At 57.6% G+C, this 18,191-nt stretch carries 18 protein-coding genes; all 18 read right to left on the bottom strand.

Annotation, left to right across the window (positions count from 1 at the left end; genetic code table 11):
- Window positions 1-277: 277 nt before the first annotated feature.
- Window positions 278-535, bottom strand: coding sequence for a replication regulatory protein RepA (locus BV494_RS25405; RefSeq protein ID WP_104925554.1), 258 nt, complete (start codon window positions 533-535; stop codon window positions 278-280).
- Between the two features lie 168 nt (window positions 536-703).
- The gene (locus BV494_RS25400) at window positions 704-1,237 is read right to left on the bottom strand and encodes a phospholipase D family nuclease (RefSeq protein WP_104925594.1); all 534 of its coding nucleotides are present in this window, start codon (window positions 1,235-1,237) and stop codon (window positions 704-706) included.
- A 269-nt stretch (window positions 1,238-1,506) separates the two neighbouring features.
- The gene (locus tag BV494_RS25395) at window positions 1,507-2,010 is read right to left on the bottom strand and encodes a hypothetical protein (protein ID WP_104925553.1); all 504 of its coding nucleotides are present in this window, start codon (window positions 2,008-2,010) and stop codon (window positions 1,507-1,509) included.
- A complete protein-coding gene (locus BV494_RS25390) occupies window positions 1,998-2,480 on the bottom strand; it encodes a macro domain-containing protein (RefSeq protein ID WP_104925552.1) in 483 nt (160 codons plus the stop codon). Before BV494_RS25390 ends, BV494_RS25395 begins: the two co-directional genes overlap by 13 nt.
- A gap of 103 nt (window positions 2,481-2,583) precedes the next feature.
- Window positions 2,584-4,767: an F-type conjugative transfer protein TrbC gene (gene trbC, locus BV494_RS25385; RefSeq protein ID WP_104925551.1), complete on the bottom strand. Its 2,184-nt coding sequence runs from the start codon at window positions 4,765-4,767 to the stop codon at window positions 2,584-2,586.
- Window positions 4,754-5,866 (bottom strand): thioredoxin fold domain-containing protein, encoded by a 1,113-nt coding sequence (locus tag BV494_RS25380; RefSeq protein WP_104925550.1) that lies wholly within the window; start codon window positions 5,864-5,866, stop codon window positions 4,754-4,756. Before BV494_RS25380 ends, trbC begins: the two co-directional genes overlap by 14 nt.
- A gap of 14 nt (window positions 5,867-5,880) precedes the next feature.
- A complete protein-coding gene (locus BV494_RS25375) occupies window positions 5,881-7,098 on the bottom strand; it encodes a secretion/conjugation apparatus DotM-related subunit (protein ID WP_104925549.1) in 1,218 nt (405 codons plus the stop codon).
- Between the two features lie 110 nt (window positions 7,099-7,208).
- Window positions 7,209-7,868: a plasmid IncI1-type surface exclusion protein ExcA gene (excA, locus tag BV494_RS25370; protein WP_104925548.1), complete on the bottom strand. Its 660-nt coding sequence runs from the start codon at window positions 7,866-7,868 to the stop codon at window positions 7,209-7,211.
- Window positions 7,869-7,934: 66 nt separating this feature from the next.
- On the bottom strand, window positions 7,935-10,070 hold the full coding sequence (locus tag BV494_RS25365) for a DotA/TraY family protein (protein ID WP_104925547.1): 2,136 nt from the start codon (window positions 10,068-10,070) through the stop codon (window positions 7,935-7,937).
- An 89-nt stretch (window positions 10,071-10,159) separates the two neighbouring features.
- Window positions 10,160-10,369, bottom strand: coding sequence for an Hha/YmoA family nucleoid-associated regulatory protein (locus tag BV494_RS25360; protein WP_439958404.1), 210 nt, complete (start codon window positions 10,367-10,369; stop codon window positions 10,160-10,162).
- A 7-nt stretch (window positions 10,370-10,376) separates the two neighbouring features.
- Window positions 10,377-10,796, bottom strand: coding sequence for a hypothetical protein (locus BV494_RS25355; RefSeq protein ID WP_104925546.1), 420 nt, complete (start codon window positions 10,794-10,796; stop codon window positions 10,377-10,379).
- 58 nt (window positions 10,797-10,854) lie between these two features.
- On the bottom strand, window positions 10,855-11,433 hold the full coding sequence (traX, locus tag BV494_RS25350) for a conjugal transfer protein TraX (protein ID WP_104925545.1): 579 nt from the start codon (window positions 11,431-11,433) through the stop codon (window positions 10,855-10,857).
- 241 nt (window positions 11,434-11,674) lie between these two features.
- Window positions 11,675-12,175, bottom strand: a complete 501-nt coding sequence (locus BV494_RS25340) for a hypothetical protein (RefSeq protein WP_104925543.1) — start codon at window positions 12,173-12,175, stop codon at window positions 11,675-11,677.
- A 24-nt stretch (window positions 12,176-12,199) separates the two neighbouring features.
- Window positions 12,200-13,420, bottom strand: coding sequence for a conjugal transfer protein TraW (traW, locus tag BV494_RS25335; protein ID WP_104925542.1), 1,221 nt, complete (start codon window positions 13,418-13,420; stop codon window positions 12,200-12,202).
- Between the two features lie 26 nt (window positions 13,421-13,446).
- Window positions 13,447-16,500 (bottom strand): putative type IV secretion/conjugal transfer ATPase, encoded by a 3,054-nt coding sequence (locus BV494_RS25330; RefSeq protein ID WP_104925541.1) that lies wholly within the window; start codon window positions 16,498-16,500, stop codon window positions 13,447-13,449.
- Window positions 16,472-17,095 (bottom strand): conjugal transfer protein, encoded by a 624-nt coding sequence (locus tag BV494_RS25325; RefSeq protein ID WP_104925540.1) that lies wholly within the window; start codon window positions 17,093-17,095, stop codon window positions 16,472-16,474. Before BV494_RS25325 ends, BV494_RS25330 begins: the two co-directional genes overlap by 29 nt.
- A gap of 88 nt (window positions 17,096-17,183) precedes the next feature.
- The gene (locus BV494_RS25320; RefSeq protein WP_104925539.1) at window positions 17,184-17,573 is read right to left on the bottom strand and encodes a DUF6750 family protein; all 390 of its coding nucleotides are present in this window, start codon (window positions 17,571-17,573) and stop codon (window positions 17,184-17,186) included.
- A gap of 74 nt (window positions 17,574-17,647) precedes the next feature.
- Entirely contained in the window at window positions 17,648-18,187 is a 540-nt protein-coding gene (gene traQ, locus BV494_RS25315) for a conjugal transfer protein TraQ (RefSeq protein WP_104925538.1), read from the bottom strand.
- Window positions 18,188-18,191: the final 4 nt, after the last annotated feature.

The raw sequence follows: 18,191 nt of genomic DNA, 5'->3' as shown, positions 1-18,191 counted from the left end.
CTGCGCATATGTTGCACAGGAGGAGTTGATTTTTAAAAGGCATAAATCTATACTCCCTGCATAGAGCAACAAACTCTATACAGTTTTAGTGGGCCCCGGTTATCTTCTTCGCAGTCGCCAAACTTGACGAAGATTATCGGGGTTTTTGCTTTTCTGAGTCTGTAAAACCTTCTACACAGAACTCATTCCCTGCCACCTTACGGCGCGGCTCACCAAAATTCTCTACTTGATCAGCAATCTAGCACTCAATAACGAAAGGATCAAGAAAGTAAGCCCATTAGGCTAAATTCCTGTCTCGCGCTTCACGTTCTATCAACTGTTCAAGGACTTCCGCCTGCGTTAAACCATCTTCTTCACACATGCTCATCAGTAGTTCTTTAAGCTGTGGTTCGATGAAAACTTTAACTTCTTTATGCGTCGCTCTTTTACGGGCAGTTGCCATTCGCTGCTTGTCAGCATCGCTCAGGGCATTACCTTTTCTATAGATACGCTTAGGTTTCGTTGAGGAAGTTACTGCATTTTCGATATGTGACATTTCTGCCTCCCCAAAGATCAAAATAAGATCACTTGAGAAAGCCTACTACAGTTTATGTAACTCGGCAGCATAAATAGCATTTTTGCATTCCCGTTGGCGCGGGATGCGACGCAAAAATGCATTAATGAGTAGAAAAATGACGGGCAGGTGATGAGTGCGGAAAACGAATCAGTACGTAGAATGCCAGTCGGTACCGTCATCCCAGCGGGACTGCCAGTGGGTTATATAGGTTTGAGCCAGTGCCGGTAGGCCACTAATGACCAGAGCATTTTCCGAATTGGCTTCTGCGGCACTGCGAGTGAAGTTGAAACTGCCTGTCTCAACCGTCTGACCGTCAACGATAATCACTTTATCGTGGCTGATTTTGTATTTGCTGATAGTTCGCACCGGAATGGCTGCATTGACCAGCAAATTCATCGCAGCCACGCTGGCCTTTCCTTTGTTACCTTTCTCATCCACCACCACCTTGACGTCCACGCCCCGGCGCTTCGCCTCGACCAGCCCGCGAGCCACCTCCGGTGAGGTGAACGAATACCCCATCAACCTTATGCTCTGCTGCGCATTTTCTATCGTTCGCATAACCAGCTGCAGCGCGCTCCCCTCCGGAGAAAACCCGACATCGATGGAAGGGGCCGCCAGTGCTGTGCCCATGGGTAATAAAAATGCCGAGACCAACACGACAGCGGGTAGATATTTTTTCATCATTATTGTTCCTGGTAAAAGTGGGCGGATAAAGCCAGTGAATAAGGTTCAGCTCACCCCGGCATACAATCGCAGCTCGCCGGATGTCCATCGTGATCCGTCCGCCCGAGTTCGGGGATAAGCAGAATGGCGATCAGTGAAATAACGACAAAAATCACGAGCCCCCATTTCTCCCTTCAGGACTGACGGACATCCTCCTGGGATATATTCGATTTCGGAGCATCGGCATTTGGGATATTTTCTGAAATATCTGCCGTCAGTCCCGCGTTCTAAACGGAGGAAGGAGCTTTTTTTGGCCAATTCAGGTTTTCAAAATCCGCATGGCCGTAAACCTGACACCGCTGCCAGCGTTCGCGGCAGGCAGGACAGGTCACGGGTTCGTTTTCCCGCCTGCCCGTTATCGCGCCGCTCTGTTCGGCACCACACAACGCATGCCACATATCCGTCTCGATGTGCGTCAATATCTGACCGTACTGTCTGCCGTTATGCTGGATACGGGCATCCACTTCCAGCGCGTAGGGGGCGGGGCCTTTCAAGCGGTAATCACCCGGGCAAACCTCAGAGTCCAGTAAAATAAAGCGCCCGTCCCCCGTATTCGGGTCGAATTCAAACTCGACGAGTGTTGCGCAGCCCGGAATGACTCGTAATGACAGTTCCAGCCAGTCCGGGTCGGTTCCCGCCGGCGCGCTGAAATGTACGGAGGAAAATTCCACCCCGTGGCGGGCATAATCGCCGTCATATGGGGTATGTAGGGTGACGGTTACTGCTGACATAGACACACCTCCTTACTTTCCGACCATAAGACGATGCGAACCTCCCCACGGTACTGACTCATCCCCACCGCTGACTTCATGGCCGACAGGCTCTTTGCAGGCGTTAATCCGCCCGTACCGGCCCCGATAAGTGGCAGCGCAACCGACGCAAAGCCCTCCTGTTCGGCTAAATTCAGTGCGGCAATCGTGCAGCGGGAAACAATCACAAGCGAACTGCGCCAAAGCGCGTTCAGCCCGGCCACATGAATGATGGGTTTGTTCAAAAGCCCCCCGCCGGTGAGTACGGCACGCCCAGGCCAAAGCAAACCATGGTGGGTCACCTCCCTGAATGGGGCTGGACCGGCTTTTTTCTTAAGTTGCCCTGATACCCCGCCAGGCAACAGCAGCCAGTGGGGAATAAAGTTCATGTTCCAGGGATTGACGATGCAGGTGGTATCCTGCGAAAGCAGGTCACCTGAGACAATATTCATAATGTTCACCTTTGTGACGGGAAGGATTGGGGAATTAGAATAGAAATGTGACGTTGTGATTATTGCGTGTCGCTATCACTACATCGGGATCTAATTGGTGACCTCAGGATGCCGTACCCTGAGGCAATGACACGTGGTATTGCCCTGCCTGCTCAATCGCAGAAAGGCCTGCCCCTAAGACCCGGGGCTCACGCAGGCGCGCACGATAGCCACGCCCTCGCGCCGGCAGACTTTCCTGCAACATCCGCCACAGCACGGCAGCACGTACCTCCGCAGAAGGTTCACGACGCCAGCTGAAGCGGCATTCCAAGTCAAACTCACACACTGCGGCGAGAGCCGGATCCGTCAGGACCAGCTTTGATGTGTCGCGGGAACCCGGTTCTTCAGATAACACACGCAAAATCTGTTGTACCCGGTCTGTGCGCACGTAACTGCGCCGCTGCCTGAGCGGTGCAGTCGCAAGCAGGCGCGCCTCCGTGGGCGGTGCGACCTCAACGAAGCGGTTGATGCGGACAGCTTCCGAGGCGAACTTGTCTGCTTCTTTGATATAGAGCGAGCTGCCACGTATCACTTTGCCTTTGAAAAGCGTGATATTCTCCCCCTCCTGAAGCGACTGTACCTCCTCCACGTCTACTTTCTTCTGCTCACGCAACTGCACGCGGTTATCGTCGGTCCAACTGCCGCCCGCAAGGCCTTCCTGACGTACCATGGCGTTCATTTCAGCCCGGAACTCCGTGCCAGCCATCAGTTGCAGAATTTCCAACGTATCTTTAGGATCCATAATCTTCCCCGTAATACGCGTCCCCATATTGGCGACCAGCGTCCAGACTGCATCGCCGGCGGCGGTCTTCAGTCGCTGCACCTCCTGTCCGGCCAGCAGCAGGCAATACCCCAATGAGCGGATTTGTGTGGCGAGCTCCCCCAGTTTTTCGCTGTAGCCTGCCCCCACCTCATCAATGATCCACAAGAACGGGAAACGGTCCTTAAATTTCCGGACAATCATAATATCCCGTGGGCGCCCCTCCAGCTTCTCGCCGAGATCCTGACTTAATATCATGGCCAATTGCGACTGGTAGAGCCGTCCGAGAGTAGAACCTTCATTAGCGGATATCTCCAGCGCAGGAACCAGCACGGTCAAAATACGGTCATTGTGAACCACGTCGCGCAGGTCGATATCTCCGGCGTCACGCGCGAACACGTGACCATAGGTATCATTGAACAGACTCAGCATGCGGGTAAACTGCTGCATCAGATAGCCGTGTTGACGGTTAGCTTCCGGGTCCCATTCAGAAGGTGTCGCGACCTTGTCCATATCAAAACCGGCAAGGGTGCTGAGGTAGTTCTCCAGCACGCGGCAGATATCCTCATGCCACTGCTCGTCCACCGCCTGGATGTACAGCCCCGCTATTTTACGCAGCGGCAGATGCGCCTGGATGGTGCGCTGCGACATCACCGTACCCTCACGCCGGCACTTATAAACCAGCGCAAAAATCAGCGCCTGGTTCATCGAGCGCGCCTTCTCCTGCCAGCCGCCGTCACCGTTGCCTGTTTTGGGCAGCATTGAGTCCATCAGGTTAATCGTGTAGGTTTCCTGCATTATGCCGAAGGCGTTGGTACTATTAGTCTGCGGCCGGCCTTTGACGTCCTCCAGCAGCTCCTGAGCGCGCGAACGTCCTCCGGTGATGAAGTTCATCATGCGCAGATCATCTTCCCGACCAAACCGGCGGGCCAGTGAAGCCACAGCCAAAGCGACGTCGTTCTGCGCCTTGTGGTCACTGAATACCAGCCCCTTCCCCCAACACAATGCGTTAAACACCCAACCTAACAGCGTTTCAGTTTTCCCTGCACCGGTGGTGCCAAACATCAGAACGTGGCGCGTGAGGTCGTCCATCGAGAGCCAGAGCTCACGCCCGGCGTTTTTACCCCGCAGATAGCCGGCGTAAAGAATGCCTGCCGCACGGTCAGTATGGATTCGGATACGCGTGATCGGCAGAAATCCTAAGACTTTTGCCGGCACTTCACGGTCGGTAGATGGGTCTTCCCGGTCCATGTCCGCCGGCATGCGCATCGGCATCTGCCAGCGTCCGCCCGGGGCTACGACCAGCGACCAGAACGACAGCACCGGCAGGCTAAGCAACAGCGAGACGGGATATATCACACCTGTCGCCACCGCCGCCCCCATCCCCCACGCCAGCGTGCCGGGCTGTGAAAGCGTGTCAGCCAGCCAAGAGGGACCAACGCGCCGGTTGACACGGTCACGCGCTATCGGGTGGTTACTGTCCGTCATGGGCATCCCCTTCGTTCAGAAATGCCTGCAAGGCAGCCGGTGAGATTAGAGCGGCCTGCGGCACGTAGCGGCCGTCATCAGAAATAGTCCACGGGGTGCCCGGCAGTCGGTAGGCGCGAAAAGCCACTTCGTTAACGCCGAGCGCGCCGCGCGCCGTTTCAAGTGCGGCCTCGTCTGTGACTGTCGCACCGGAGTCAGGAGTACGCCCTGGCACGTCCATTCCGGCATCGGCAGAAAACAGCTGTTTCCACGCTGCCGGTCGTGCGGACTCTGGCAACGCCATGACGGGAGCGAGCGATTTCAGGGAATCGGCACCGCCAACGATGGTCACCGGGAAAACCACCACATTCACGAGTCCCGACACGGCTTCAAACTGACGCTCCATGCGCAGGCAGTTTGGGCATTCTGAGTCGGCGAAGACGTACAGCGTCCGTGCGTGGCCAGATGACAGAGGGACTGTGAACAGTCCGCGTGACGCGGCTTTTTGCAGTTTATCCGGGAGGCCGGCTCGCACGGCGAGCGGCAGATTCCAGCCGTCAGCGGGGTCTGCCACCGCCGGATTTTCCGGCACGGTCGAAGGGACAACGGGTAACGCCGGGGCTGGGGCCGTTTTAGCGACAATGTTGGCGCCGGCGTGCTGTGTTAAAGGAGCAGAAAGCGGCGATACCACCGATGGTGATAATGCTTGTAGCGCGTCGCGAGTCGGTGTGTTGGTGAGGGTTTCCTGATATGAACCGGCCAGCCAGACAGTCAGGGCAATAGCGATGCCTGCAACACCCGCCGTTAACCGCAGGCGCAGACTTCGCCGCTTCTCCGCGCGCTTCAGCGCTACCGTCAGGCAACTTAGTAGCTGTTGCGCATCTTCGCCTCTGTACATCGGCGTAAGCGCGTCGTGGTCATTCTGTGCGTACAACCCGTCGCTGTGCATCACGAACCAGGGCACCTGTCGCAGGGAACACGTAAACAGCGCGGTCTCGGCGATTTTGGTGAACATACTGCCGTTATCAAACCCTGTGTCGGTGATGTCACATCGGCGCACGGCAAGCAGACGACCGGTAATCTCAGCCACAAACGGGCCGAACTGGGAGGTTATTTTCATCGGAGTATCCTGTTTCAGACGGTCTCAACGCCGTCAGCGGAGAAATCGGTTTCACCCTGTGAGGGGAGGTAAAGGGCGTCAGGGAATGGCACGTCACGTTCACGCTTCGTCAGGATAGGCCTGACGTCGCGGGGATGAACAAGCCCGAGTGTCTCGAGCTCCATCTGCAGCCCAGCCACGGCTTCGTCGGTCATCAGCGGCGGACGGGGCAACCCGAGCTTCGCTGCCCGCTGCTCTGCGCGGGCCTGAGCGACAATACCGGCCCCTTCAATGAACACTTTCGCTGTATCGGCCGTCTGCAGGCCGTACCACAGCGTCCGGTCGACGCCCTTGAGCCAGCGAAACCTGGCGGGCGGCAGGCGCAGGTCACGTCCGTACAACCCGGCAAGCGCTGATCGTACTGTGCGATGCATCGCCAGCCACGGAGCCACGCCCGGACAGGCCAGCACACGTAATACCTGAGCTTCTGACACGGCCCAGTCAGGTATGCTGCGAAACAACGGCGCCCGGAAAATCCGCTTAATCATGCAGGAGCGGTTAAGGTCATCGAGCAACTTCTGCGCCGCCGTCCGGTCGTCTGCAAACACCTGAAGTCCGAAGACGGCCAGCATCGCACGCTCGTGCGGCTGCCACTGCGCAGGCGGCAACATGTCCACCCCGGTCTGTGCGTCAAAAGCCGCCCGAGCCGCGTCGCGGTCGAGTACGCGCCGGCTAATCAGGTTATGCTCTTGCGCAAACTCTTCCGGCTTCATCGCCCAGGCATTCTCCGGCGTGGTGTCGTTCATCAGGCCATCGGCTTTGTGGTTGGCCAGCACCGGTATCACGGAAGGTGCGAAGGTGGCCATCACGCGGGGTAACGTATGCACGGTTATCCAGCGCCGGCTGCGAAAACCGAGCGCTGGATGACGCGCTACGCTCCAGCTGCTGAGCACAAGCAGAGGAACCAGTGGCACAAATAAAATGCCGGCAGTCCGGTTCATCACGTCGCGCCACTCAGCGAGGCTAACGTTCTCCGCCCCGTTTCCTGTTGCAGCAAGCAGGTTGATACGCTCGGCGGCGTAACGGTGGATATAGGTGAAGTCGGCAAATCGCCACATCCAGTAAAGAAACCAGCAACTCCAGCGCACAAAATCGCTGAAGAAAAGCCAGCACAGCACAGCGGCCATACAAAGGGTGACCATCGCCACGGCCGGCTCATTACTGCCGGCGGCGTTTGGGGAATAGGTTTGCATGAGGTTTTTCCGAATACGGAAGCAGGGGCGAGCGCCGCTGCTGAATGACAGATGTAAAAACACCGGCAAGAGCCGGTGTCAGAAGAAAAGCGTCAGAAGGGATTTAGCGGTCAGACAGCCTGGGGAACTACCACGCCGTGTTCGTACTCCACAAAGCGACTTTGCTGAGCCACATACACCGGCCAGGAGTCGGTGAAGGGGTTGCCGTAGCTGTTTTGGTCCATGGCGCCCAGCGTATCAAACAGCCTTTTAGCTACAATGGGATGCGCATAAACACTCAGCACCGGCACATCAGGCATTTTGGTATAAAGCCGCAAAGCGCTGCCTTCAAGCTCACGGTTCGTCCAGCTCTGCATATCCAGTCCGATAACGTCGATCAAGCCTTTCTTCACCATGTGAATATAAAGGATGGTGCCATTTTTAGTATCAATACCGAGATACTTACCGCGCCCCGCATCCAACACCTGATGCTGCTTCTGCGGGCTAAAACGATCCGGACGGCTGAGCATGGATACCATCTTCAGCAACTTACTACGACGAGACATTTTGAAGTAACGGCGAGCCCCCAGCGGGACAAGGACAGCAAGCCAAACCAGGACGAAGAATGCAGACATCGCAGGGTCATGCCCTCCAGGTTCATTGCTTGAATAAATGATAAGGCTCATTGCCGCAAAGAAAACAAGGCAAGGTAGCGCTAAAAAATAATATACAAATTTGACAAGTACCCAAAGCGTCTCCGCTTTTGAATCAGTACGTTGGACCGTTTTCATGGCATCCTCCTGCCGCAGTTTCTCTGACTAAATTATACTCTACTCTGTATATAAAACCAGTGATATTCACTTCACCCCATCTTCTTTATCTGAGCCCCTGTTCGGTACATTCTGCAGACCTGGAGCCCTGCGCGATCCCCCGCCCGCCGCCGCAAACATCCCTTTGACGTCATCAACCATCCCGCCCATGATCCCCGCCATCCCTGCTCCGCCCAGGAAGGTAATCACGTAGTCCGCCAGCGTGGCCTGTAAGCCGAAGACGCGCGTCACGCCAAAGGTCGCAATACGCGCATAAATCATCAACCAGCCAATCATCTTAACCAGTCCGATAATAGAGTCCGTATTGGCATTGGCCAGTGCGGGAGCAAACAGTATATTCAGGAGTGTGCCGCCCGCCATGACCGCGACTGAAGCAAAAAAGAACCCCAGGACCATTAGCGAAGGACGCAGCATCATATCAATCAGGAAGATATACCCATAGGCGCTGCGGCTTCCTTTATCTTCCTCCGCCCCGAGGTGCGTGGCCGACCACATCGGCCCGGCAGCACAGCCCACCATCACGCTGACAAGCCAGTTGAATACACCGACCATCCAGTACAAGAAGGGTACCGCTGGCAGAAACACAGCCAGAGAAAAACCCACGGCAAACAATAACAGCATCACAAAGTAGAACGGCGGCGACAGCTCGGTGAGCACATCCTTGATGACCGCGCCGGGGTTGATAAACAGTAAACCGCCTATTTTACCCATCACGGAATTATCAGCCGTTGAGGCGGCCGCCAGCGTCAAGGTCCAGGTCGTCATCGCCGTTTCGGCCCCCAGCAGCGTGTAATCGCCTATAGTCTGCATCTTGATTAGTGGGTTTACCTGATGCGAAAAGTCAGCGTCAGTGCCAATTTCACCCGTTGCTATAGCTTTAGTAATCCGCTGCATTGGGTTTTTATAAAAACTGATAAATACCGCATCGGGATCGGTGGCATTCAGCGCTGCCCCATCATCACTGGAGGTCTGTGTGCCCAGTGGCGCGGTATAGGAGCTGTTTTGCACCTGTGACCGGTAAGCGGTGAACACCTGATGATACAGGTCGCCTGTCCCGGTCTCGCCCTGAAGGCTTGGTCCGGTTGTCACCGGCGTGGCGTTGGCTACGGCGTTGGTTTTGCTGTTTGCCGTGGCGAAGGTGTGATACCAGGCGCCGAGCGACAGCCATCCGTAGGTTTTGAGCTGGGTGGTCAGCTGACTCTGTAATGAGTCCTTATAGTTCAGCTGGTTCAGCGCTTGATTCACGGTGGTTTCATACGCAGCCGCAGCATTCTGAATGGTCGTTTCTGCATCTACAAGTGTGCCTGTGTCCTGGTCACGACGGGACAGGTAGGCGTCAACAAATGTCGACGCGGCGGCATCGAGCGTAGACTGCATGGTATCCAGCGCCCCTCGCTCAGCATTCGTCACGCTGTCAGTGCTGACCGGCGTGCTGAACAGTCCGTCAAATACGCTGGTAGAGGGTTGCGGAATTCGGGCGCTGCCGCATACCGCGCTGCCGTTGCCTGTTGTGTAGTCGCCATTCCCGCCTTTGGTCGTCATCTGCGCCGTGCGGGCCTGTCCGTCCTGATAGAGCATGGCCAGCTCACGGTTGGTGGCATATTTGCACAGGTTCATCTCAAACACAGCGCGCGCCGCCGACCGCGTGGAAGGTGCCGTGGGCTGAACCACGAGGGACATGCCACTGCTTATCATATCCGCAGCCTTATCCGTGAGGATATTGGCACTGCCCACCCCCATCGTTGACGCCGCCCACAGCATCACCAGCTGGGAGAGCGACCAGCCGGACGCTGTGGGGATCAGCGTGATAAAACCGGCAAAGCTCATCAAGGGATGTAACATGGTGCGCCCGGCACTGAACACTTTGCCGTCCTGCCCCCCTTTAAACAGCGTTTTCAGTGTGACAACAAGAAACCACACCAGCGCGACGGTACACAGCACGCCGTTGAGCACCGCAAATAATGAACCGATAAGTGTGGCCTGCCCGGGCTGAAAGGGGGACGTGACCACGTCACCGAATATCATCACCAGCGCCTGCCGTGATAAATCTCCGGTCTTCTGCGCGGCGTCGCTGATAGTTTGGTAATCCACACCGTCGGCAAATGCCGGGCAGGACGCGGCGCACAGCAAAGCCGCCGCCTGAAGTTGTTTCAGTAGCTTCATGGTGAGTCCGTATTAAGAGTCGGCAAACGCCGGTGGTAGGAAAAAAGGTGAGAAACCGCCTGTAAAAACGGTATGTTGATAGAGGGAAATTACTTCACAAACTGCCATACGTGAGCTGGCACGCGGTCAAACAGTTTACCGGCGGCAAACTCCGCCTTGCGATGGTCGTAAGCCTGCGTCATCTCCACTTCATCAGCGGGCTCCCCGTTGTACTTCCGGTGTTCATACACTTTTTCCAACGTGTCCAGCGTGTGGCAACGGCGAAACTTCAGCAGCCACTCTTCTTTTGTCATTTTCATCTCTCGACTATCCGTTTTTTTTCAAAAGCCCCCTGAAGGCTTCAACAAAGTGTCGGACGGCGACAGGTTCAAACACCAGCGGCGGCACGGTTGAAATCGGCGCTGGCGGCATGAGTCCGCGTAATTTTTGCCCGGAGGTAACTGCCTGGTACAGTGCCAGAGGTGCTATCCCCGCTTGTGTTGCAAACGTCAACAGTGATACCGGCGGTTCGACGCCAGTATCATGCGTCATCGAAACGGCACAATCATGCCATCTGCGGGCAAATGCGAGCGCTTCTGCTTCGTCAAACATTATCATTGCTCCAAGCAGATGTTGATGAGCCGGCAGAGGAAAATCACCCAGTTCGCCACCGGCCCGGATAGCCCGCTGCAGCTCTTCGGGTTTGACGTCTAACATCTCAGCAAAAGCATCAAGCGGAATTAACACTATTCCCTCCTCTCTGATTTAAATAGCCGCGGCCCGTCTCGCAAAATCGATCACACTATCAGGATAACAGTCCGGCACTGAGGATGCGGCGGCACCAGCGCGTCTCATTCAGAAAGTCCCGAAAACTGCCCTTTTCTGACGCAGACACCCGCCGTTCGTCCAGTTGCCAGAGCCGGTAGGTCACCCCCAGCGCCTGCACAAATCCTGTCGCGCTGATGAGTCCTAACACCAGCAGCACAATGCCGATGCGTAGCCAGCCGTTCACGCTCACGTCATGGGCAGCGCTCAGCAGCATCACCAAAAACCCCACCGCCGGCAGCCCCGTCAGCCACATAAGCCCCCACCAGATTGAGAGGTTCACGCGGAGATTTCGGCGAAGACGCGAAGAAGGGAGACCGGTGTCCGCCACCGCCTGAGCCCAGCTGTCGGGGCGGTAATCTCCCGCGCCGCGACCCGCAGTGATATCCCGCAGACGCTGCCATAACCTGCCAGCACTGCGACCGGTATAACGGAAAACTTGTGAAACTTCTGACGCGGGCACAAATACGTTCAGGGCGAACCAGCCTGCGCGTCTGGCGGTCACCACCGGCGGTTTTTTGGGTTGGTCGGGACGCCCGGTTTTATCATCGGATATCATGACGCTTCTCCTTGTGTGGCAACTGCCGGCCTGAACAACGTGAACGGCTGATGGTGTAGCGCGCTCAACTGCAACAGGCATTCCGTCATAAAAGTATAGACGCCCATAAGCTCCGGGTTCTCAAGGCATCGGATATCAGGCGTCAGAAACAGGATTTGCCCGGGCTGAGGACGAAGCCGGTTGAGACGAAAACCGGAACCGCCCTGAAACGTCTGTGCCACATGCGGATGGGCGAACGTCATCATGCGCAGGCGGATGGCCAGCACCGCCCCCCAGCACCTTCCTCTGTGAGCAGGGTGCGGGCCCTCTGCAGAGCCACATCGTATGGAAACTGCCGACTCCAGCGCGCAATCACCGTCCAAAGGTCGTCGGCCCAAAGCTGTGAGGCAAGATCGGGAAGATCGCTAAAAAGGCCGCTGTCATCAGCAAAGGTCAACACGCTGTGCATCAGCCGCTGCGTCAAAGATTCAGGCTGCATCAGGGGAAAGAGCGCGGCGGCCAGCACCGCGGCGCCCTCGTCCACATTCACATTTTGCAGCGCGGCAAGCACATCCCAGTTGTCGTAGCGTTCAGCCTGTCCTGGCATCAGTCGCCAGGACTTCCATAACTGCCATCGGCTCTCCAGCCAGAACTGCGTCCAGAGCTCACCACATGGGTCGAGCACCACAAGTGGCCCCTGTCCCGCGTCCAGCGCGGTGTGAAGGTCGCGGCCATCCGGCGAAAAGCACTTATGTATTGTCATTATTGTTCTCTATGAAGAAGGGGGTTACTGCACGCTTACACCGGCGCTCATCTGGGAAGAAAGGGCTTGCAGTTGCGGCGCATAGTCCGCTTTTGCCGCCAGAGCCAGCTGCTGGCCAGCGATGATATTCTGCTGACGTAATTCGTTTTTTATACCCAGAGCCAGCCAGTTACCCAGACTCTGCTGACGGGCCACTTCGCGCGTCAGGTTATCGCCGCTCATTGCCTGCAGGTCGGTATTCCAGGCGGTGTTTGCATAACGCCGCCCCACCTCAAATGCCTCGAATTCTCGCTCACTCATTTCACCGGTTTGTTTTGCCTGGGCGGATGCGGTCTGCTGATAATAAGATTCAGCGGACGGGGCCTGGCGGGCTTCAGTGAGCGCGTCACGCGTGGCATCTAAAGGCTGACTGGCTGCCACCATGTCCAGCTGCGGTTGAACTGCCGCACTCTGTATCGCTTTGTACTGCGTCAGCAGCCCCTGATATTCCTGCCCGGTGGCGGTCTGAATTTCCCCCTTGCCCGGAGAGCGACCGGCATCATGCCTGGCTGAGTTACTCACATAGGCCATCGCCGCATCGGTCTGTGCCTGCGTAAAGGTCAGCTCCGGCGACTTGCCCGGCTGTCCCGCCCCGTCCAGCAGAGAGCGCAACTCAATATCCCCACCGGGAAGCGTTGATACACCCGGACACATTCCGGTACCGCCGTAAACATTGGCTTCTTCCGGCGTGCAGTAGGCAGCATGGATAAGTGCGCTGCGATACCCGCCCTGTCGGGGTGAAACCGGCAGGCTCGCCAACGTCTCACGCACGGCGGCGCTCGAGACTCCGCCGCCGGATGCCAGTTTCGACGCAGCCGCGCGGGTGGCCTGACTGACCTGCGAGGCCGTCCCCGATGCCGACTCGCTGCAGATGTTGTCCGGCACCGTGTAGGCCGTTCGCGCGGCTTCAAGCCGATCAGCCTGGCGGTTAAAATTTTCTGCCTCACGCTGCGTGCGCGCCGCCTCGGTAATGGCCGTGGTGGTTTTGTCGCTCGCCTGAACGACGGCAGTTCCCGTTTCTGTTTCGGCCGTCAGAATTTCGCCCAGCGTGACCTGCATGGTTCGCAGCGCGGGCATGACCAGGGTCTGAATGGGGATACTACTCATCTCTTCCGTCGGGTAGGAGAATGCGCAGGGTGAAAACGAGGACAGAATGCAAGCCGCAAGCAGTCGGCGCCCGGCGCGGTCGCGTAACGTTTTGTTCATAAAGGCTCCTGAAGGGAGGGAATGATTCAGAGGTCGTAACCCTGCTTAGTGATGAGCTCATTGGCGAGCGTACGGATGACGTTATCCCCGCTTTCCTCACCCGCCGTGCGGCGTCGATATTCAATGATCTTTTCGGCTGTGCCGCCCGGGAAGAATCGGCCGAGAATGCGACGGGCCGTGGCGGCACCGACGTCTTTTTCAAGCGTTCTGCGCAGCGACATGTCGACCGGCGTCGTGCTGTGCCCCCATAATTCCTGCGGCCCCACCGTATTTTTCATGATGTGGGCAATCGTGCTGCCGCCCTTGATGCGGAAGATGCCGAGAAACGGCACCCCGCTGCCGTCTGCCGCCGGGCCGCTGCCCATACGCGCGAAGCGGTCCAGAGTGGTGTCCGGGACGTTAAAACGCTCCTGAAGCAAGATGCGGTCTTCCGGATCGACGCCAACCATGTATACGGAGTTGGCAGACTGTCGCAATGCGTCAGGCATGTCGCGAAAGTACTGTGAGGAAAGCACCGTGCGTACGCCAAATTTGCGCTGCTCACGGTCTGCGGTTTCGAGCATCGGAAAGATAAACGGCACGCCCTTCGCATTATGCAGCTCATCGTACTGTTTCGTTTTCACCTCCTGGTCAAGCTGTTCGATGCGCGCAGCGTGCAGTGCATGCCAGCGATTATGAAGCATGGGAAAGAGCTCGGTCTGATACTGCGGGAGCACGAAGTCACCACCGGAAATATGTCCGGCAAAAAGGTACATAATGCCGGTCTGCAGGTACCCCGCTGGCGACTTGTCTCCGGCGACATACTGGATATCTACGGTGATCACGCGCGCTTTCGGGCTTATCATAAAGCGCGTGCGCCCCGCGAACATGCGGTACTGACCGCAGGCGTCGCGCAGACAGCGGGCCAGGTAGGTAATGAGTTGTTCCCGACTGCCGTCACGCTCAATGGTGCCGTAGTTACTTTTAAAGTCCTCGTTTCCCAGCAGCGACGCCATGTCTGCAAGCTCCGGCACAGCCTGGAACTGCGCCCGCTGTGCCGCCTCTGTGCAGCCAGCATCCTGCAGAAGATCGCGGACCTCATACCATTTTGCACTGTCCCTGGCGTTAGGATTTTTTTCCCACACGCCGGACATCTCCAGCGCCGCGTCGACTTCAGGCACGAGTCCAGGCTCATAGCGCCGCGGATCCTCCCGGCAGGATTTGAACGCATCCGAAACCAAGCGACGCAGAATGCCAGGCGTATCACGGGCGTTTGGCGGCACGCCGGTGCCGGGGTCAATGCAGAGCGCCATCAGCGTGTTTTGGATAAACTCGGATTCATAACTCAATGGCATCGTGAGTCCCAGCTGAATGTCGAACAGGTTTCGGCAGAAGTTCGGATCGTTACGCAGGACAATACTCAGCACCTCGTCCTGACGCTCCGGCGCAAGCGCGCCCCTGAGTATTGAGACCATCCCCTGCGAGCTGAACCCTTTATCAATGCCGGCATAGAAGGACAGCTGCTGTTGGGCGGACATCGCCTGAATGATGGGTTGACGGTTAATTAACACCGACTTACCCCCGCCGGACTCGCCGGCCACGATGTTGGTTTTCTTGGTCTGGTTAGAGGGCGCGAGATCTACCGGCATCAGCTTGCCGTCGGGCGTCACGTACAAGGCGTTGCCGTCCTCGTTCCAGGCCGAGGCGGGCCGTGTGAGCGGCACAAGGTTCAGCGCCTCGGACAGTGGCGGAAACAGCAGGCAGGGACCACTTGCGACAGACGAAGCGGTCAGCGTGGCAACCCAGGCTTTTACAGGATCGCCAAAAGTCTGCGTAACACCGCAAACGCCCCATGAATCCAGCGCCTGCTTCAGCAACGTCAGGTTACGCGTGACGTCCTCAGGCGAATCTCCCCAGGTTGCAGCGGTGATGGTCATCACGCATACCGGCTCTTGTTGTTCACGTTCAGCGAGCAGCGAGATCGACTGGAAGATAGGTTTTAGTCCGGGCACCCATTCGGTAAAGCTCAGCACGGCCTGCTTGCCGCCAAGGCGGCGCATGCCACCTGGCATCAGATCCTGACGAATCCGGAACGGCACACTGCGGGGAATAAGTTCACGCAGGCGGGAAAAGCTCTGTGGGTTCTGTGGCCCGAGATTCACGGCAAGCGTCCCGTGCCAGACGCCGTTGATTTTCAGCAGGTTGTTGCGTATCTCATCGACGCCAGCGCCCATTACCTGAAAGTTTAGCCAGGGAGCCAGCAGCGCGGTCGCGTCTTCCCCCTGACGCACGCCACGAGGCATCACGGGATCGTCCGGCAGCAGCGGCTGCCAGTGTTCACCGGTGCCCGCCGGATCAGTCTGCATGCGCAGTATGCGCCCCGCCTCATGGGCATCGATGCGCCGTAGCAGCACGCCTTTTCCGCTGTCGCCGAGCGCCCGTTCCACCTGAGTAAGAAAGGCGTCGTGACGAATTTTGAGACCCGTGAGTTCAGCCAGCAGTGGGTTCTGACCAAAAGCCGCCGCCGGGCTGACCTTTACCAACTCGCTAAGACGGACGTTCTCATCGCGCAGCTCGTGACCGGCCAGCACGCCGCGGCCCGTGTAGCACACCAGCCACGTCCGTTCACGGTTCACCCAGGGCGCAAGCTTCTCCACCTGTTCGTCAAGCAGGTACTTCAGGTCAAGCCCGGTGCGTTTAATCGAGCGGTACTGCGGAGCCAGCAGCCGTCCGACTTCCGCTTTGCCGCCGGCAGGGTCGCATTCATGCACAACGCTGATGCGGTGACCCGCGCGGCGGTAGTGTGCCGTCAGCGCTTCCGACATGCGCTGCAGACGCCCCTGCCAGGCGTCTTCATGTCCGGAGGGTAGCTTGTCGTCTGACTCACGAAAGCTGCCGGCAATCTCGTATACCGTGAGGTAATCACCACTCTGGGTGACCATGATATAGGGCGCACTCAACTCAGGGTGACGGATGCGGTCGTCTTCAGTCAGGCGCACAACAGTTTGCAGGTCACAGTAGTCGGGTAAGTCGCGGGATACGGCAAAGCGCGTCAGGGCAGTAATGACGTCTTCAACCCAGCGGATGAGGCGGTTTGGCATAGAGGTCGCTCCGTGTGTAGGTGGCCCAGCAGGGCGTATGGACCGCGCGGTCGGCAGTGCGGCCGACGGGCAATAACAAGGTCAGGTCTTCAAAAACGTCAGGGGGCAAAATGAGCACACAGCCCTCCAGCCGCTGCTGCATCACCTGTCGTTTGGCGGGCGAGAGTCGGTGCATCGCAGCGGCGAATTCCGGTGCCCGCGACGTCCCCCACATAGCCTCGACTTCGCGAGCGTGCCGGGCCAGCCAGTTCCAGACGCGCTTCCCTTCTTTGCGCAGGGCGCGGTCGTTGCTGCGAAGCGCAATAAGCGCCCGGCGATGCAGGTTCAGCAAGTCAGCTGCCGGCGCGTCAGGCAGCCAGGCAAGGTTGCCATGCGCGGCGGTGGCACTGTCGAGGTTGTACGTAAGCCAGCAGAGCGTGCAGGCAGGCTGCGCATCGGGGCCTTTCCACACTCGCTGCGCACGTGTACCGCAGCTGCGACAACGTTCACCGCAGGCAACAGCAACCGGTCGGGGAGACGTTTCGCTGCCACTGATATCGGGGAACAGAGGCAATAGTGAACTCGCCTCCTGCCCTGGGGCGTCAGAAATAGACATGGTTTTTTCCTAGACAGACAACAGAGGTCTGATGACATGTTTAAAAGAAATGAGGAAGCCGACCAATTTCCGCCGGCTTCCCGCCCCATCACCCCCCGACGCTCACCGCCGTCATGCCCATTTGGGTCTGACCCTTTTTAATGATTTGCGGTATGACAATCAGGATCAGGCCGCCAACAAATGCCAAGCCGATGTGCCACGGTTTGACCTGAGGGTTATTTTTCATGGATTTGAGAGCAATGATGCTCCCGATGACACCGAGGACACCGATAAACTGGGCAATGTTGAGCGCACTTTTGGTACCTGACGTGGCGCCCTGTGACACAGAGTCAGCCATGCCCGCCAGGTCATCGTCCGCCAGAGCCAGGGGAGACAGGAGTGCGGCATACGCGCACAACCCCCGCAAAATGAGACGACGCAGGGATTCAGACAGCATCAGCGCGCGCGCGAACGCCACGCAGTAAAAGCGAGTAAGCATGTGAGTTTTCCTTCAAGGTTTAGCACGGCCAGAGTTGGCCAGAGAAAATCGTCCGATCCGGACGGGTTAATAAATCAGTGAATGCCGAGGGAGGTTTGAATAGCGTTAAGCAGATAGGGGCTGCACACCATCATTACGCCGATGGTGAATTTCACCGTACCGCTGTTGACATCGTTACCGGCCGACAGGCCGGTATGACCGTCTTTTTGGGAGCGCCTCCAGAGCATGACGCCCGTCAGGCAGAACCAGACGCCGACCATGCGCAGCAACGTCAGCAGAGCATTGGCCGCCACCGCGCCCTGGCCGAACGTGCCGACGGAAACATAACTGATAGCATCAAAGGAAACCTGCCATCCCAGCTGCCGCCCCGCGGCACCAATAAGCTGATCTAAGCCTGCAAGCCCCCCGCAAAGCAGTATCCAGGCCACCATGTTGCCGCCGCTGGCTGCCTGTCCGGGCGCTTTACGGGCAAGCCACGATTGTCGTGCAAGGTAGCCGGCGGCGCCCGTGACGGCAAAAAGAATACCCAGCGTAAAGGCGAGGTGAATGAACGCGCCCTGCAGTCCTGAAGCCAGGTTTGCCAGCATCGTGATGCCGTCAACTGAACTGCCCATGACG

The organism is Rahnella sikkimica (assembly GCF_002951615.1).
Taxonomy (GTDB): domain Bacteria; phylum Pseudomonadota; class Gammaproteobacteria; order Enterobacterales; family Enterobacteriaceae; genus Rahnella; species Rahnella sikkimica.
The sequence above is the reverse complement of the archived record's forward strand: the minus strand, read 5'-3'. Positions and strand labels throughout refer to the sequence as shown.

Coding starts and splice junctions, on each gene's coding strand:
- BV494_RS25405 (WP_104925554.1), bottom strand. CDS start 535: ATGTCACATATCGAAAATGCAGTAACTTCCTCAACGAAACCTAAGCGT.
- traX (WP_104925545.1), bottom strand. CDS start 11,433: ATGATATCCGATGATAAAACCGGGCGTCCCGACCAACCCAAAAAACCG.
- BV494_RS25320 (WP_104925539.1), bottom strand. CDS start 17,573: ATGCTTACTCGCTTTTACTGCGTGGCGTTCGCGCGCGCGCTGATGCTG.
- trbC (WP_104925551.1), bottom strand. CDS start 4,767: ATGACGGACAGTAACCACCCGATAGCGCGTGACCGTGTCAACCGGCGC.
- BV494_RS25395 (WP_104925553.1), bottom strand. CDS start 2,010: ATGTCAGCAGTAACCGTCACCCTACATACCCCATATGACGGCGATTAT.
- BV494_RS25400 (WP_104925594.1), bottom strand. CDS start 1,237: ATGAAAAAATATCTACCCGCTGTCGTGTTGGTCTCGGCATTTTTATTA.
- BV494_RS25325 (WP_104925540.1), bottom strand. CDS start 17,095: ATGTCTATTTCTGACGCCCCAGGGCAGGAGGCGAGTTCACTATTGCCT.
- BV494_RS25365 (WP_104925547.1), bottom strand. CDS start 10,070: ATGAAGCTACTGAAACAACTTCAGGCGGCGGCTTTGCTGTGCGCCGCG.
- BV494_RS25390 (WP_104925552.1), bottom strand. CDS start 2,480: ATGAATATTGTCTCAGGTGACCTGCTTTCGCAGGATACCACCTGCATC.
- BV494_RS25380 (WP_104925550.1), bottom strand. CDS start 5,866: ATGAAAATAACCTCCCAGTTCGGCCCGTTTGTGGCTGAGATTACCGGT.
- excA (WP_104925548.1), bottom strand. CDS start 7,868: ATGAAAACGGTCCAACGTACTGATTCAAAAGCGGAGACGCTTTGGGTA.
- BV494_RS25375 (WP_104925549.1), bottom strand. CDS start 7,098: ATGCAAACCTATTCCCCAAACGCCGCCGGCAGTAATGAGCCGGCCGTG.
- traW (WP_104925542.1), bottom strand. CDS start 13,420: ATGAACAAAACGTTACGCGACCGCGCCGGGCGCCGACTGCTTGCGGCT.
- BV494_RS25340 (WP_104925543.1), bottom strand. CDS start 12,175: ATGACAATACATAAGTGCTTTTCGCCGGATGGCCGCGACCTTCACACC.
- BV494_RS25330 (WP_104925541.1), bottom strand. CDS start 16,500: ATGCCAAACCGCCTCATCCGCTGGGTTGAAGACGTCATTACTGCCCTG.
- traQ (WP_104925538.1), bottom strand. CDS start 18,187: ATGGGCAGTTCAGTTGACGGCATCACGATGCTGGCAAACCTGGCTTCA.
- BV494_RS25360 (WP_439958404.1), bottom strand. CDS start 10,369: ATGAAAATGACAAAAGAAGAGTGGCTGCTGAAGTTTCGCCGTTGCCAC.